At 72.8% G+C, this 13,393-nt stretch carries 13 protein-coding genes; 9 read left to right on the top strand and 4 right to left on the bottom strand.

Annotated features, from left to right (window positions below; all coding sequences use genetic code 11):
- Positions 1-144 precede the first annotated feature (144 nt).
- On the top strand, positions 145-1,770 hold the full coding sequence (aceB, locus tag ACFC02_RS26995) for a malate synthase A (RefSeq protein ID WP_376362329.1): 1,626 nt from the start codon (positions 145-147) through the stop codon (positions 1,768-1,770).
- Positions 1,771-1,845: 75 nt separating this feature from the next.
- On the opposite strand, the gene ACFC02_RS26990 is transcribed toward aceB, so the two are convergent.
- Together ACFC02_RS26990 and ACFC02_RS26985 are read right to left on the bottom strand one after the other, a co-directional pair.
- Positions 1,846-2,769: a HipA family kinase gene (locus ACFC02_RS26990; RefSeq protein ID WP_376362326.1), complete on the bottom strand. Its 924-nt coding sequence runs from the start codon at positions 2,767-2,769 to the stop codon at positions 1,846-1,848.
- 41 nt (positions 2,770-2,810) lie between these two features.
- Complete coding sequence (locus ACFC02_RS26985; RefSeq protein ID WP_376362375.1) at positions 2,811-4,337, bottom strand: IucA/IucC family protein; 1,527 nt, start codon at positions 4,335-4,337, stop codon at positions 2,811-2,813.
- A 99-nt stretch (positions 4,338-4,436) separates the two neighbouring features.
- On the opposite strand from ACFC02_RS26985, the gene ACFC02_RS26980 reads away from it, so the two are divergent.
- Genes ACFC02_RS26980 through ACFC02_RS26970 form a run of 3 tightly spaced genes read left to right on the top strand, consistent with a single transcriptional unit; the run spans position 4,437 to position 8,086 of the window.
- Complete coding sequence (locus ACFC02_RS26980; RefSeq protein ID WP_376362323.1) at positions 4,437-5,981, top strand: IucA/IucC family protein; 1,545 nt, start codon at positions 4,437-4,439, stop codon at positions 5,979-5,981.
- Between the two features lie 9 nt (positions 5,982-5,990).
- A complete protein-coding gene (locus ACFC02_RS26975) occupies positions 5,991-7,256 on the top strand; it encodes a VWA domain-containing protein (protein WP_376362320.1) in 1,266 nt (421 codons plus the stop codon).
- Positions 7,256-8,086, top strand: coding sequence for a hypothetical protein (locus tag ACFC02_RS26970; protein ID WP_376362317.1), 831 nt, complete (start codon positions 7,256-7,258; stop codon positions 8,084-8,086). Before ACFC02_RS26975 ends, ACFC02_RS26970 begins: the two co-directional genes overlap by 1 nt.
- Positions 8,087-8,170: 84 nt before the next feature.
- Here the strand turns inward: ACFC02_RS26970 and ACFC02_RS26965 are convergent, their stop codons facing one another.
- Complete coding sequence (locus tag ACFC02_RS26965; RefSeq protein WP_376362314.1) at positions 8,171-8,842, bottom strand: winged helix-turn-helix transcriptional regulator; 672 nt, start codon at positions 8,840-8,842, stop codon at positions 8,171-8,173.
- An 81-nt stretch (positions 8,843-8,923) separates the two neighbouring features.
- Here ACFC02_RS26965 and ACFC02_RS26960 point away from each other — a divergent pair, with 81 nt between their 5' ends.
- Positions 8,924-10,132, top strand: a complete 1,209-nt coding sequence (locus ACFC02_RS26960) for a pyridoxal phosphate-dependent aminotransferase (protein WP_376362311.1) — start codon at positions 8,924-8,926, stop codon at positions 10,130-10,132.
- A 15-nt stretch (positions 10,133-10,147) separates the two neighbouring features.
- Here ACFC02_RS26960 and ACFC02_RS26955 read toward each other — a convergent pair whose 3' ends face one another.
- Positions 10,148-10,600: an ATP-binding protein gene (locus ACFC02_RS26955; protein ID WP_376362308.1), complete on the bottom strand. Its 453-nt coding sequence runs from the start codon at positions 10,598-10,600 to the stop codon at positions 10,148-10,150.
- A gap of 157 nt (positions 10,601-10,757) precedes the next feature.
- On the opposite strand from ACFC02_RS26955, the gene ACFC02_RS26950 reads away from it, so the two are divergent.
- The 4 genes from ACFC02_RS26950 to ACFC02_RS26935 all read left to right on the top strand — a co-directional run bounded on the left by ACFC02_RS26950 (position 10,758) and on the right by ACFC02_RS26935 (position 13,289).
- Positions 10,758-11,621, top strand: a complete 864-nt coding sequence (locus ACFC02_RS26950; protein ID WP_376362306.1) for a Scr1 family TA system antitoxin-like transcriptional regulator — start codon at positions 10,758-10,760, stop codon at positions 11,619-11,621.
- A complete protein-coding gene (locus ACFC02_RS26945; protein WP_376362304.1) occupies positions 11,618-11,824 on the top strand; it encodes a DUF397 domain-containing protein in 207 nt (68 codons plus the stop codon). Before ACFC02_RS26950 ends, ACFC02_RS26945 begins: the two co-directional genes overlap by 4 nt.
- Before the next feature lie 103 nt (positions 11,825-11,927).
- On the top strand, positions 11,928-12,533 hold the full coding sequence (locus ACFC02_RS26940; protein WP_376362301.1) for a histidine phosphatase family protein: 606 nt from the start codon (positions 11,928-11,930) through the stop codon (positions 12,531-12,533).
- A gap of 108 nt (positions 12,534-12,641) precedes the next feature.
- Positions 12,642-13,289, top strand: coding sequence for a hypothetical protein (locus ACFC02_RS26935; RefSeq protein WP_376362298.1), 648 nt, complete (start codon positions 12,642-12,644; stop codon positions 13,287-13,289).
- The last annotated feature ends 104 nt before the right edge of the window (positions 13,290-13,393 follow it).

Below are 13,393 nucleotides of genomic sequence, written 5' to 3'. Positions count from 1 at the left end.
ATCTCGACATCAACAAACCATTGAAGTTCCACGATGAGGAAACTACTATCCACTGTTCAGAAGCACCCGACCGCACAGCGGGTGCGAATCGCCCTTTCCGTCCCCCTTGGCACCCGGTGCCACCGCTGAAGGAAGTGACAGCTCATGTCCGCACCAGCGCCGTCCCCGCTGGCCATCGTCGACGCCGAGCCCCTGCCCCGGCAGGAGGAGGTCCTCTCCGACGCGGCGCTCGCCTTCGTGGCGGAGCTGCACCGGCGGTTCACGCCGCGCCGCGACGAACTCCTCGCCCGCCGTGCGGAGCGCCGCGCCGAGATCGCCCGCACCTCCACCCTCGACTTCCTCCCCGAGACGGCCGCGATCCGCGCGGACGACTCCTGGAAGGTCGCCCCGGCCCCCGCGGCCCTTGACGACCGCCGGGTCGAGATCACCGGTCCCACCGACCGCAAGATGACCATCAACGCGCTCAACTCGGGCGCCAGGGTCTGGCTCGCCGACTTCGAGGACGCCTCCGCCCCCACCTGGGAGAACGTCGTCCTCGGCCAGCTCAACCTGATCGCCGCCTACACCCGCAGCATCGACTTCACCGACCCGCGGTCCGGGAAGTCGTACGCACTGCGCCCCGCCGCGGAACTGGCCACGGTCGTCATGCGCCCGCGCGGCTGGCACCTCGACGAACGCCACCTCACCGACGCCGACGGCAAGCCGGTCCCCGGGGCGCTCGTCGACTTCGGCCTGTACTTCTTCCACAACGCCCAGCGCCTGCTCGACCTCGGCAAGGGCCCGTACTTCTACCTCCCGAAGACGGAGTCGCACCTGGAGGCCCGCCTCTGGAACGAGATCTTCGTCTTCGCGCAGGACTACGTCGGCGTCCCGCAGGGCAGCGTGCGCGCCACCGTCCTGATCGAGACGATCACGGCCGCGTACGAGATGGAGGAGATCCTCTACGAGCTGCGCGACCACGCCTCCGGGCTGAACGCCGGCCGCTGGGACTACCTGTTCTCCATCGTCAAGAACTTCCGTGACGGCGGCGAGAAGTTCGTCCTGCCGGACCGCAACGCGGTGACGATGACCGCCCCGTTCATGCGGGCGTACACCGAACTCCTCGTGCGCACCTGCCACAAGCGCGGCGCGCACGCGATCGGCGGCATGGCCGCGTTCATCCCGTCCCGCCGGGACGCCGAGGTCAACAAGGTGGCCTTCGAGAAGGTCCGCGCCGACAAGGACCGCGAGGCCGGCGACGGTTTCGACGGCTCCTGGGTCGCCCACCCCGACCTGGTGCCGATCGCCATGGAGTCCTTCGACAAGGTGCTGGGCGACAAGCCCAACCAGAAGGACCGGCTGCGCGAGGACGTCGACGTCAAGGCGGCCGATCTGATCGCGATCGACTCGCTGGACGCCAAGCCGACGTACGCGGGGCTGGTCAACGCCGTCCAGGTGGGCATCCGTTACATCGAGGCGTGGCTGCGCGGCCTCGGCGCGGTCGCCATCTTCAACCTCATGGAGGACGCGGCCACCGCCGAGATCTCCCGCTCGCAGATCTGGCAGTGGATCAACGCGGGCGTGGAGTTCGAGAACGGCGAGAAGGCCACGCCGGAACTGGCCCGCAAGGTCGCCGCCGAGGAACTGGAGAACATCCGTGAGGAGATCGGCGACGAGACCTTCGCCTCCGGTCACTGGAAGCAGGCGCACGACCTGCTGCTCCAGGTCTCCCTCGACGCGGACTACGCCGACTTCCTGACGCTGCCGGCGTACCAGCAGCTCCAGGGCTGACGGACAGCCGGGAAGCGGAGTCGCCGAGCGGGCGGTCGCGGGAGAAGTTCTCCCCGGGGCCGCCCGCTGGGCGGTTCACGCGTCGCGGTCCAGGTGGACGGACCAGTCCTGCTCCGCGGACGGCTTGCCGTGCAGGTCCGGGACCCGCTTGAGCCAGTCCGGCCGCTCCTGCTGTGTCCGCGCCGCCCGCCGGGCCTCCTCGGCGGCCAGTTCGGCGCGGCCGGGGAAGTCGGTGGGCAGCCAGGCGGAGGAGGCACGCACGCGCGCGTGCAGGTAGCCGACGTAGGCGTCGCGCACCTCGTCGGCCGTGGCGAACCCCGTCTCGTCGCGCAGCCACGCGTCCGGCACCTGGGCCACGATCTCGCGCAGCAGCGCCTCGGTCACCCGCGGCGCCAGCTCGGCGTCGGCCGCGCGCACGTCGGGTGCGTACTGGCCGAGGGCGTGGTGCCGGAAGTCGTACGCCTTCTCGGGCGCGGTCAGGTCCCAGCGGTGGTGGAAGACGAGCGCCGCGCCGTGGTCGATGAGCCACAGGCGCGGGGGCGCGACGCCGAGCGTCGGCCAGATCATCAGATTGGAACTGTGGACGGTACGGTCGACGTTCACCGTCAGCGCGTCCAGCCAGACGATCCGGCCCGCCTCCAGCGGGTCCACCCGGAACGACTTCGCGACCTCCGGGGTGAAGTCCCGCGCCCCCGGCAGGTAGTCCATCCCGAGGTTTACCCCGGCACTGGCGCCGTGCAGCTCCCGCACCTCCTGGTGGACCTCGTGCGCGGCGATCGCCGGATCGAAGTGCACCAGGACCAGCTCCGGGAACCGCAGCCCGAGCGCCCGCGCCAGCTCCCCGACGATCACCTCGGCGACCAGCGCCTTGCGCCCCTGCGCGCTGCCGGTGAACTTGACGACGTACGTGCCGAGATCATCGGCCTCGACGACGCCGGGGACAGAGCCGCCGGAGCGCAGCGGGGTCACGTATCGAACAGCAGTCACGTCGCGCAGCACCCGGCCAGGGTACGACAGGCCCGCCGTGGGCCGGTCCGGCGCTATCCGCTGACCAGCGGGTTCGGCAGGGGGCGGTAGCGGGCGTCGGCGCCGTCCGCGCCCGTCCAGCGCAGCAGGAGGTTGGTCTTGCCGGGCAGGGCCGGCGCGGTGAGCAGGGCGGGCACCTCGGGCAGGTCGTGCCGGGCCAGTTCGCGGCGGACGGCGGGCCACGGGTCGAACCCGGGCCGGCGTTCGGCCAGGGCCGCGGCGATCTCGGTCAGGTGGTTGACGACCAGGCAGTACACCAGGCGCTCCCAGCCGGCCGCCCGGTCCACGTCCGCCAGCAGCTTCACGCCTTCCGCGTCCCTGAAGAGCGCCTGCACGGGCAGGCCGGTGGCGTCCACGGCGATCAGGGAGTTCTGCAGGTGCGCCTCCAGGACCACGCCGTGCCCGGCGAAGGCGGTGAGGGCGGGGGGCACGACCTGCTCCAGGTACGCCGCCCACCACACCGCCGGATCCAGCGGGCCGTCCAGGGGGTTGCCGGCGAACCCTTCGGCCAGGGCGGCGGTGAGCAGTGGCGTCGTGCCGGGCAGCAGGTGCCGTTCCAGCCCGTCCCGGACGACCACCGCCAGTTCCTCGAAGGCGAAGGCGGCCGTGCGGTAGCCGCGGTCGCTCAGCCAGGTCGCCGGGCCACCGGCCGCCGCGAAGGCGGCCGTGACCGCGGCGTCGATGCGGCGCAGTCTCAGCAGGTCGTGCCGCCACAGCCGCCGCACGTCGTTGGTGATGCGCACGTCGAGACTGAACTTGAGGAAGAGGTCGGCGTCCGGGGCGTGGACGGTGCGGATCGCGGCGGTGGGCCGGACCTCGAAGGCCGTCGTGCCCAGCCGGAGCAGCCGGCCGTCGGCGAACGCCCCGGCGAGGGCGCCGCCCGCCAGGTCCAGTTGCCAGGGGTGGGCGGGCAGCAGCCGGTAGCCGGGCGGTGCCTGGCCGAGGGTGTCCAGCGCCGAGGTGTCGCCCTCCTCCACGACCTGGTCCGCGCGCACCGCGAGCAGCACCAGGGGGAAGCGGGCGTACGCCTCGGGCGCGTAGGGCAGCCAGGAGGCGACCGGGCCGCCCCCGCGCGCCTTGGGCGCCGGGTGGTGGGGGTGACCGGTGACGAGGGACTGCTCGGAGCGCGTGTACGGGTCCTCGGGCGGCGCGGCACGGTCCCGGGCGGCGAGCAGCGCCGCTACCGCCTCCCGGCTGTCGATCATCTCGGCGGGCAGTTCGTCGTTGGTCAGGCCGGTGTGGCGGCGCAGTTCCTCGGCGACGAGTTTGACCAGTTCGGTGTGGCCGACGCGCTGCCAGCGGTCCGCGGCGAACACCTCGGGACCGGCGGGCCGCCGCCCGTCGCGCACGCGCAGCAACCGCCCGCATCCCGGCAGCCGGTACACCCGCCGCCCCTCGAGGTCGGGACAGGGCTGGGCCACCTCGCGCAGGAGGCAGTTCAGCAGGGGCGCGGCGGCGTAGGCGTCGGCGCGCGCGGCGACGTCGTCGGTGAGGGGCGCCGCGACGTCGTCCGTGGGGGGCGTCAGCTCCATGCGTTCCATTCGTTCCATACGTCCACACGGTGCGAAGGTGATCAGTATGTCTGCCCGGCGCGCTACCGTGACGCCCGCGCGCCTGATCCGTACCCGAGGAGCCCGACCGTGCACCGTTTCCCGCCCGCCGAGGCCGAGATCGGCGAGGAACTGGCCGCGGTGCGGCCCGGCCTGGTCCCACGGTACGCGCGCGAACTGGGCGGCGCGCGGGCGTCCGTGCTGACCCGGCTGTGGCGCGCGCTGGCCCACGAGCCGCTGCCGTGGATCACCGGGCGGGAGCGGGTGCGGGACGGGCTGGTGCTCCGGCTGTCCGACGGCCGCGTGCTGCACGGGCCGGCGGCGGACCCGTACGCGACGTCCCCGTACGTCACCGCCGTGCGCCTCGGCTCCACGGCCTACGACGATCCGGCGCGGCTGACGACCGCGCTCGCGGTGCCGCACGGTGACGCGTTCGCCGCGGAACTGGCGCACAGCGTCGCCTCGGTGGCCCTGTCACGGGCCGGTCAACCGCCCCGTACCGTCCCTGCCCCCGCCGGCCGCCCCGAGCAGTGGCCGGTCACGGACTGGGAGTGGGAGCAGCGGGTGGTCGACGGGCATCCCTTCCACCCCAACTGCCGTGCCCGGCCCGGCTTCTCGGTGGCCGAACAGTTCGCGTACGGGCCCGAGCACCGGCCCGTGGTGGAGCTGGGGCTGGTAGCCGTCCCGGAGGGGGAGTGCCTGGTGAGCGGTGCGTGGCCCGAGGAGCTGCGGGACGGTGGGCGGCTGCTGATCCCCGCGCACCCGTGGCAGGCGGAGCACGTCCTCGGACGGCCCGGCGGGGGCGCCGGGCTCACCGCGCACCCGCTGATGTCGCTGCGCACCCTGGCCCTGCCGGACGGGCTGCACGTCAAGACGGCCCTCTCGGCGCGTCTGACGTCCTCGGTGCGGGACATCTCGGTCGCCTCGGTCGCGGCCTCGGCGGCTCTGTCGGCCTTCGCCGAAGAGCTGGCGGGGCGCACCGGCGGTCTGCTGCACCTCACCCGCACGCTGGGGGCGGCCACCGCGAACTCCCCCGATCTGGCGGCCCTGTGGCGCGAGTCGCCGAAGAGGTGCACGGGCCCCGGCGAGCACGTGCTCCCGGTGGCGGCGCTGCCCGTGACCGGTCTGCCCGCATCGCCGTCCTGGCTGGCCGGATTCACGCGGCTCGCGCTCAGTGCCGGCCTGCGTCTGCTGGAGCTGGGCGTGGCCCTGGAGGCGCACGGCCAGAACCTGCTGGTCGTCCTGTCCGACGCCGGCACCCCGCTGCGTCTGGTCTACCGCGACCTCGCCGACATCAGGGTGAGCCCGGCGCGGCTGGCCCGGCACGGCATCACCGTCCCCGATCTCCCGGCCCGCAACCTCACCGACGACCCGACGGCGCTGCGCCGCAAGCTGTTCGGTTCGCTGGTCGCGGGTGCCCTGGCCGGGACGGCGGGCTCGGGACCCGCGCTGCGCGCCGCGGTGGAAACGGCCGTACGGGATCTGCCGCGCACCCCCGACGTGCGGGCCCTGACCGAGGAGCCGCTGCCCGCCAAGGCGCTGACGCTGATGCGGCTGTCACCCGGCACACCCGGCGACCAGTGGGCGGAGCTGCCCAACCCGCTCGTTTTGGTCCCACCCCCTTCCGATCAATAAGATCCGCCGATGATCACAAGACAACGGCTGGCGGCAGGAGTCTGTGCTCTGCTCGCCGCCCTGACGGCCGGGATCGCCTTTCCCGCCGGCGCGGTCGCCGATGAGCCGGACGGGCAGGCCGCGCCGAAGGTCGAACTCGTCCTGGACGTCAGCGGTTCCATGCGCACACGGGACATAGACGGCGGGTCGCGGATGGCCGCGGCCAAGCAGGCGTTCAACGAGGTGCTCGACGCCACCCCCGAGGAGGTCCAGCTCGGCATCCGGACCCTCGGTGCCGACTACCGTGGCAACGACCGCAAGACGGGCTGCAAGGACACCGCGCAGCTCTACCCGGTCGGCCCGCTGAACCGCACCGAGGCCAAGACGGCGGTGGCCACGCTCGCGCCGACCGGCTGGACCCCGATCGGTCCCGCGCTGCAGAAGGCGGCGGGCGACCTCAAGGGCGGTGACGGCACCCGCCGCATCGTCCTGATCAGTGACGGCGAGGACACCTGCCAGCCGCTGGACCCCTGCGAGGTGGCGCGTGAGATCGCGGCCCAGGGCATCGGCCTGACCATCGACACGCTGGGCCTGGTGCCGGACGCCAAGACCCGCGACCAGCTCAGCTGCATCGCGGACGCGACCGGCGGCACCTACACCTCCGTCCGGCACAAGGAGGAACTCTCCGACCGGGTCGGCCAGTTGGTCGACCGGGCCGCCGATCCGGTGGTGACGCCGGTCGCCGCCGAGGGTGCGGCCGACTGCACCAAGGCGCCGGCGCTGAAGTCCGGCCTGTACACCGACCGCGAGGAGTTCGGGCAGCAGCGCTGGTACCGGGTGGACGTGAACCCGGGGCAGGAGCTGCGCGCGGCGGTCAGCGTCGCCGACGACCGTACCGTGCGCCCGGACTACGGCGTACTGCTGCGGGCGGTGACCGTGCACGGCCGGGAGATCGTGCGCGGCGAGGCGGCCGGCACCGGCCGCACGGACGTCGCCTCGACCGGCCTGCGCTACCCGAAGGCGAAGAGCGACGACGACAACGCCCCGGCGGAGACGGTGTGCCTTCAGGTCACCAACTCCTTCGCGGCGGCGGACGGGGTCAAGACCACCCCGGGTCTGCCGCTGGAGCTGACCGTCGACGTCGTGGACGCTCCGGGCAAGGCGAGTGACGTGGCGGCGTTCGGGCTGGGCCGCGGCTGGTGGCTGCTCGGCGTCCTGGTGCTGGTCGGCTTCCTCGCCGGACTGGTCTGGGGCTGGCTGTCGCGCTGGCGCGTGGCGATCTGGAGGACCAACTGATGCTTCTCACACGTGTGTTCAGCGGCGCGCTGCTGGCGCTGGGACTGGCGGCGGCCCCCGCGGCGGCCGACTCCTCCCCCTCCGCGAGCCCGTCCGGTGACAGCAAGGCCCCGTCCCAGGCGGGCACGTCCTTCCGTACGGCCACGGAGATCGAGCAGGGGCAGCAGGCCACGGCGAGCGGCTCCACGGGCGACTACCTGTACTGGTCGTTCCCCGCGGACGCCGGGCAGCGGCCCACCGTCCACGCGACGGTCAAGCTGCCGGACAAGCACACCACGCAGACCTGGCAGATCGACGTCTACGACGGCCTGCGGCGCCGCCAGTCGTGCCAGTACGGCGCCCAGACGCGTACCGCCGAGGCCGGTACGCCCTCCGTGGAGCTGGCCTGCGTCCTGCGCACGGTCCGCGCCTGGTCGGAGCCGTGGGCCAACGACCCGCTGCCCGGCACGTACTACATCCGGCTCACGGTGGTCGGCATGCAGTCCTCCGACCTCGGTCTGCCGGTGAGCGCCGAGGTGAAGGCGGACTCCAAGCACATCGGCGGCGCGGCGGCCGTGGACGGCTCGCTGGCGAAGCCGCTGGTGCCGGGCATCGCGGTCAAGTCGCAGCAGGACGGCGGCGGTTCGGGCGACAGCGGTGGCGGTTCGGCGACCAGGAAGCCAGCCGTGCTGTCGAGCATCGAGCCCGACGACGGCTGGTCCTCGGGCTGGTGGTCCGACCGTTGGGTGTGGACCGGGATCGGTGCGGTGCTGGCCGCGCTCGCGGGCATCGGCGGGTACGCGCTGACCCGTGGGTCCGGACGGCCCTCGCGGGTGCCGCCGGGCGCCTGACGCGTCATCGGCCGGTGGCACGGGAAAAGCCCGTCGGCGCCGGCAGGCCCACAGAAGCCCGTCCCCCAGGGGGCGGGCTTCTCGTCATGCTTCCCGCAGCGCCTTGGCCAGGGGGCCGTCGCCGGTGACCGTCACCCGGCCGTCGCGCACCGCGTCCGCGAGGCCCAGTTCACCGCGTGCGAGGGCCGTGCAGGTCGGGGAGTCGAGGGCGAGCCGGGCATCGGGATCGCGGGGAGCGGGCCCGTCGCCGTACGGGCCCGGCCGCGCGCGCGTGCTCCCGCCCCCGCCGTCGCCCGCCCGGCCGCCCTCCGCCCCGCCGACGTACAGGTGGAAGACGCCTTCCTCCAGCAGCACCTCGACGAGCCCCTCGCCCTCCAGCGCGCGCAGCAGGGGCAGCGCGAACCAGTGCGCACGCACGGCGTCGGTGGGCCGCGGCTCGCCCAGCTCTGCCTGCCCCCACTCCCCCAGCGCCTGCAGCACCGGCAGCAAGTCACGTCCTCGCGGAGTCAGTTCGTAGACGTAGGCGGCCCCGGGAGGAGGCAGCCGGCGCCGGCTCGCCAGCCCGTCCCGTTCCATGTCCTTCAGCCGCGAGGCGAGGACGTCGGTGCTCACCCCCGGCAGATCGGCGTGCAGATCCGTGTAGCGGCGGGGACCGGCCAGCAGTTCCCGCACGATCAGCAGGGTCCAGCGGTCGCCCACGGCGTCGAGCGCACGGGCGGCGGAGCAGTACTGGTCGTAGCTTCGGCGAGGTGACATGCGACGCAGTGTAGACATGTTGTTGGACTTTCCAAGCTCACACTTGGTAAAACCAAGCATCACCACGAACCGGAGGGGCGCATGGAGTTCCGGCAGTCGAGCAAGCTCAACGAGGTCTGCTACGAGATCCGCGGCCCGGTGATCGAGCACGCCAACGCGCTGGAGGAGGCGGGCCACAGCGTGCTGCGCCTGAACACGGGCAACCCGGCGCTCTTCGGCTTCGAAGCGCCGGAGGAGATCGTCCAGGACATGATCCGGATGCTTCCGCAGGCCCACGGCTACACGGACTCGCGCGGCGTCCTCTCCGCCCGCCGTGCGGTCGCCCAGCGCTACCAGGAGCGGGGCCTGGAGGTCGGTGTCGACGACGTCTTCCTCGGCAACGGCGTCTCGGAGCTGGTCTCCATGGCCGTCCAGGCCCTGCTGGAGGACGGCGACGAGGTCCTGGTCCCCGCGCCGGACTACCCGCTGTGGACGGCCGTGACCACACTGGCGGGCGGCAAGGCGGTCCACTACCTGTGCGACGAGCAGGCCGACTGGTACCCGGACCTGGACGACATGGCGTCGAAGATCACCGACCGCACCAAGGCGGTCGTGATCATCAACCCGAACAACCCCACGGGCGCCGTCTACCCGAAGGAGGTCCTGGAGGGCATCCTCGACCTCGCCCGCAGGCACGGCCTGATGGTGTTCGCCGACGAGATCTACGACCAGATCCTCTACGACGGCGCCGTGCACCACTCGACGGCCGCTCTCGCGCCCGACCTGGTGGTCCTGACGTTCTGCGGCCTGTCGAAGACGTACCGCGTGGCGGGCTTCCGCTCCGGCTGGCTGGTCGTGACCGGCCCCCGGCAGCACGCGAAGGACTACCTGGAGGGCCTGACCATGCTGGCCTCCATGCGCCTGTGCCCCAACGCACCGGCGCAGTACGCCATCCAGGCCGCGCTCGGCGGCCGCCAGTCCATCCGCGAACTGACCGTCCCCGGCGGCAGGTTGCACGAGCAGCGCAACGTCGCCTGGGAGAAGCTCAACGAGATCCCCGGCGTCTCCTGCGTCAAACCGAAGGGCGCGCTGTACGCCTTCGCGCGCCTCGACCCGGCCGTCCACAAGATCCACGACGACGAGAAGTTCGTCCTGGACCTCCTCCTGCGCGAGAAGATCCAGATCGTCCAGGGCACCGGCTTCAACTGGCCCTCCCCGGACCACTTCCGCATCCTGACGCTGCCTCACGCGGATGTACTGGAGACGGCGATCGGGCGGATCGGGCGGTTCCTGGGCGGGTACCGGCAGTAGGCGGCCGGTCGGTCCTCACGCGAGCACGGTCTCGCACCACACGGTCTTCGTGTACGGGTCCGCGCACACCGTGCCCCAGTGGGCGGCCAGCGCCTCGACGAGGAGGAGGCCTCGGCCGGACTCCGCGTCGATGGACGGCGGTGGGAGCATGCCGGGGCCGGGCGGGCGCCGTTCCGGGCGTGAGTCCGTGACCTCGATGCGCAGTGCGGGGGCGGGACCGGCGGTGTGGAGAGTGAGCCGCAGGCGGAAGTCGCGGCCCCTCACCCCGCCGTGCTGCACCGCGTTCGCGGCGAGTTCGGCGACGAGCAGTGCGGCCGTCCGGTCCGCCTCAGTGTCGTACGGCCAGCCCCAGTCGTCGAGTTGGTGCGCCGTCAGGCGGCGGGCGAGGCGGGCGCCTCTGGGAGTGGCCGAGAGACGGATGGCCAAGTGGGAGGTGGGAGCGGTCGAGTGGGCGGTATCGGCGTTCATGTCACCCAGCGTGTCCGGTCGCCACTACGCTGCACAGTAACGGGGGCCGTACTCAGCGTCACTGTCCGGTCGTTGTCCGGGCCTGTCCGGACGGGGACGCGTGACGCGGCGGGCTCCAGCGGCGTTGGGATCGGGCAACACACCAAGGAGTCGGAGCGTGGGCGCGACGGTGCAGGGACCGCAGGTCGGTGACGGGTCGGAGACGGGCTGGGACGACGAGGAGTCGGCGGCCGCCCTGCGGACCGTCGGCAAGGTCATCAAGAGGTTCCGGGAACGGAAGGGCTGGACCCAGGCGGAGTTGGGCACGGCCATCGGTTACAGCGAGGAGCAGGTCTCCGCGGTGGAGCGGGGCCGGCGTGCGCCGAAGCCGCAGTTCCTCGAAGCGGCGGACCGGGAGCTGGACGCGGGCGGCGTCATCGCCGCGCTCAGCAAGGACGTGGAGGAGGCGCGGTACCCGAAGAAGGTCCGCGACCTGGCCAAGCTGGAGGCCGAGGCGGTGGAGATCTGCGCCTACGACAACTCGGTGGTCAACGGGTTGTTGCAGACGGAGGAGTACCTGCGGGCCGTGTTCGCGTCGCGGCGCCCTGCCTTCTCGGAGGAGGACGTGGAACGGCTGGTCGCTGCGCGGCTGGCGCGGCAGAGGGTACTGGACGGGAAGCAGACAATCCCGGCTTTCAGCTTCGTGCATGATGAGGCTGCCCTGCGGCGCCCGGTCGGAGGCAGAATGGTGCTGCGCCGTCAGCTCGAACGGCTGTTGGAGGCCGGGCAGAAGCGAAACGTGGAGATCCAAGTGTTGCCCCTGGCTTGCGAGGACAACGCCGGTCTCGACGGCCCCTTCCACCTGCTGCGGCTGAAGGAGGGCACCACTGTGGGGCACAGCGACATCCAACTCGTCAGTCGGTTGATCTCGGACCGCAGGGAGATCCAGATCCTTGAACTGCGCTATGGAATCATCCGGGCTCAGGCCCTCACGCCCCGAGAGTCGCTGGCCCACATCGAGAAACTGCTGGGAGAGACATGAGCTTGAAGCCCCTGGCCGGTGACGGCACCGAGTTGCAGTGGTTCAAGAGCAGCCACAGCAACCCCGACGGCGCTGCCTGCGTCGAGGTCGCCCACACCCCCCGGACCGTCCACGTACGCGACTCCAAGACGAAGCAGGGCCCCCTGCTCGCCTTCGCCGCGCCGCAGTGGTCCGCGTTCGTCTCGTACGCCGCGCGCCGCTGACGCAGCTCGTACTGCCGGGCGGCCGTCTGGCCCAGTCCGTGCTGCGGGGCGCCGCCCGGGTGTGGCACGGTGCTGGGACAGGCGGCTGGAAGGGGCGGCGGGCGTGGGTGATCTCTTTCTCGTCCGGCACGGGGAGACCGAGTGGTCGCGGTCCGGGCGGCACACCGGCTCGACGGACGTGCCGCTCACCGAGCACGGGCGCCAGGAGGCGCGGCGGCTGGTGCCGCTGATCCGCTCGCACCGGATCGGCGCCGCGTTCGTCAGCCCGCTCCAGCGGGCCCGGGAGACGGCCGAGCTGATCGGGGTCACGGACGCCCGTGTCGACCCCGACCTGCGGGAGTGGGACTACGGCGGCTACGAGGGCGTCACGACCCCCGAGATCCAGCGCTCCCGGCCGGGCTGGTTCCTGTTCACCGACGGCGTCGTGCCGGGGCCGCCGGAGCATCCCGGGGAGAGCGTGGAGCAGGTCGGGGAGCGTGCCGACCGGATGCTGGCCAAGGTGGACGCCGCGTTCGCCAACACCGAGGGCGTCGTGCTGCTGGTGGCGCACGGGCATTTCCTGCGCGTGCTGACCGCCCGGCGCCTAGGTCTGCCTCCGTCCTCGGGCGCCCTGTTCCAGCTGGCCACGGGCACGGTGTGCCGGCTGGGCACGGAGCACGACCGGCCGGTCGTCGCGGGGTGGAACATCCGGCCGTCGGCGCCGTCCTGATCACGGCCGGCGGCATTGTCAGACCCGGGTCGTAGCCTTTCGAGTGGGCCTGCGACACCGCCGTCGGGGCCCGCTCGATCAGGGCCCGGCTCGGGGAGGGAGTACGCCGTGACACGACCGCCGACCGCCGCGCAGCGCCGCGTCATCGACAGCGCCGATCCGGTGACCGGGCGGCTGCGGGGCACGGACGCGCAGCTCGCGGCGCTGGTGAAGCGCGGGCTGGTCTTCCGGCATCCGCGTCCGCCGCACGACCACTTCCTGACACCGGCCGGGCACCGGATACGCGAGGCGGAGCCCGAAACCCCGGGTTCCGCCGAGGCCGTGGAAGACCCCTCCCAAGGCCCCTCCCCCACCGGCGTGTTCGCCGCCCGGGTCGGCGGCGAGGAGGAGGCGTACGACTGCGTCGCGCGGCGCCGTGAGGTGCACAGTGCCTGGCAGGGGCTGCGGGAGATGCGCCGGATGACGAATCCGGACGGGTCCGCCGAGCGGCCCTGCGGCTGGGAGCGCGCGCATCTCGTGCGGGCCGCCGCGCTCGCCCTGGAGGCGGCCGGGCACCGTCCGGCGGGACCCCAGGCCGACGGCGGTTACCGGGTGCGGGCCACCCCGCAGCCGGAGGCGGTCGCCGTGTACGCGCCGGACGCGGAGTTCCTGCGGGCCTGCGCGGTCACGCTGGAGCGGGCGGGCTGGCAGGCCGGGGAGTGCACCGAGCCGCGGACCCGGGTGCGGTATCTACTGGCGTCCCCGCGCCGGGTGTGAGCGGCGTGAGGAGCCGGACGGGCGTGCCGACCGCGCGCTTGCGGCCTGCTCCGCCGGGCAGCGCCTGACGCCCGCAGGGGCAGGACACGGCACCTGCCGTGTCC

The organism is Streptomyces sp. NPDC056160, assembly GCF_042268205.1.
GTDB lineage: Bacteria > Actinomycetota > Actinomycetes > Streptomycetales > Streptomycetaceae > Streptomyces.
The sequence above is the reverse complement of the archived record's forward strand: the minus strand, read 5'-3'. Positions and strand labels throughout refer to the sequence as shown.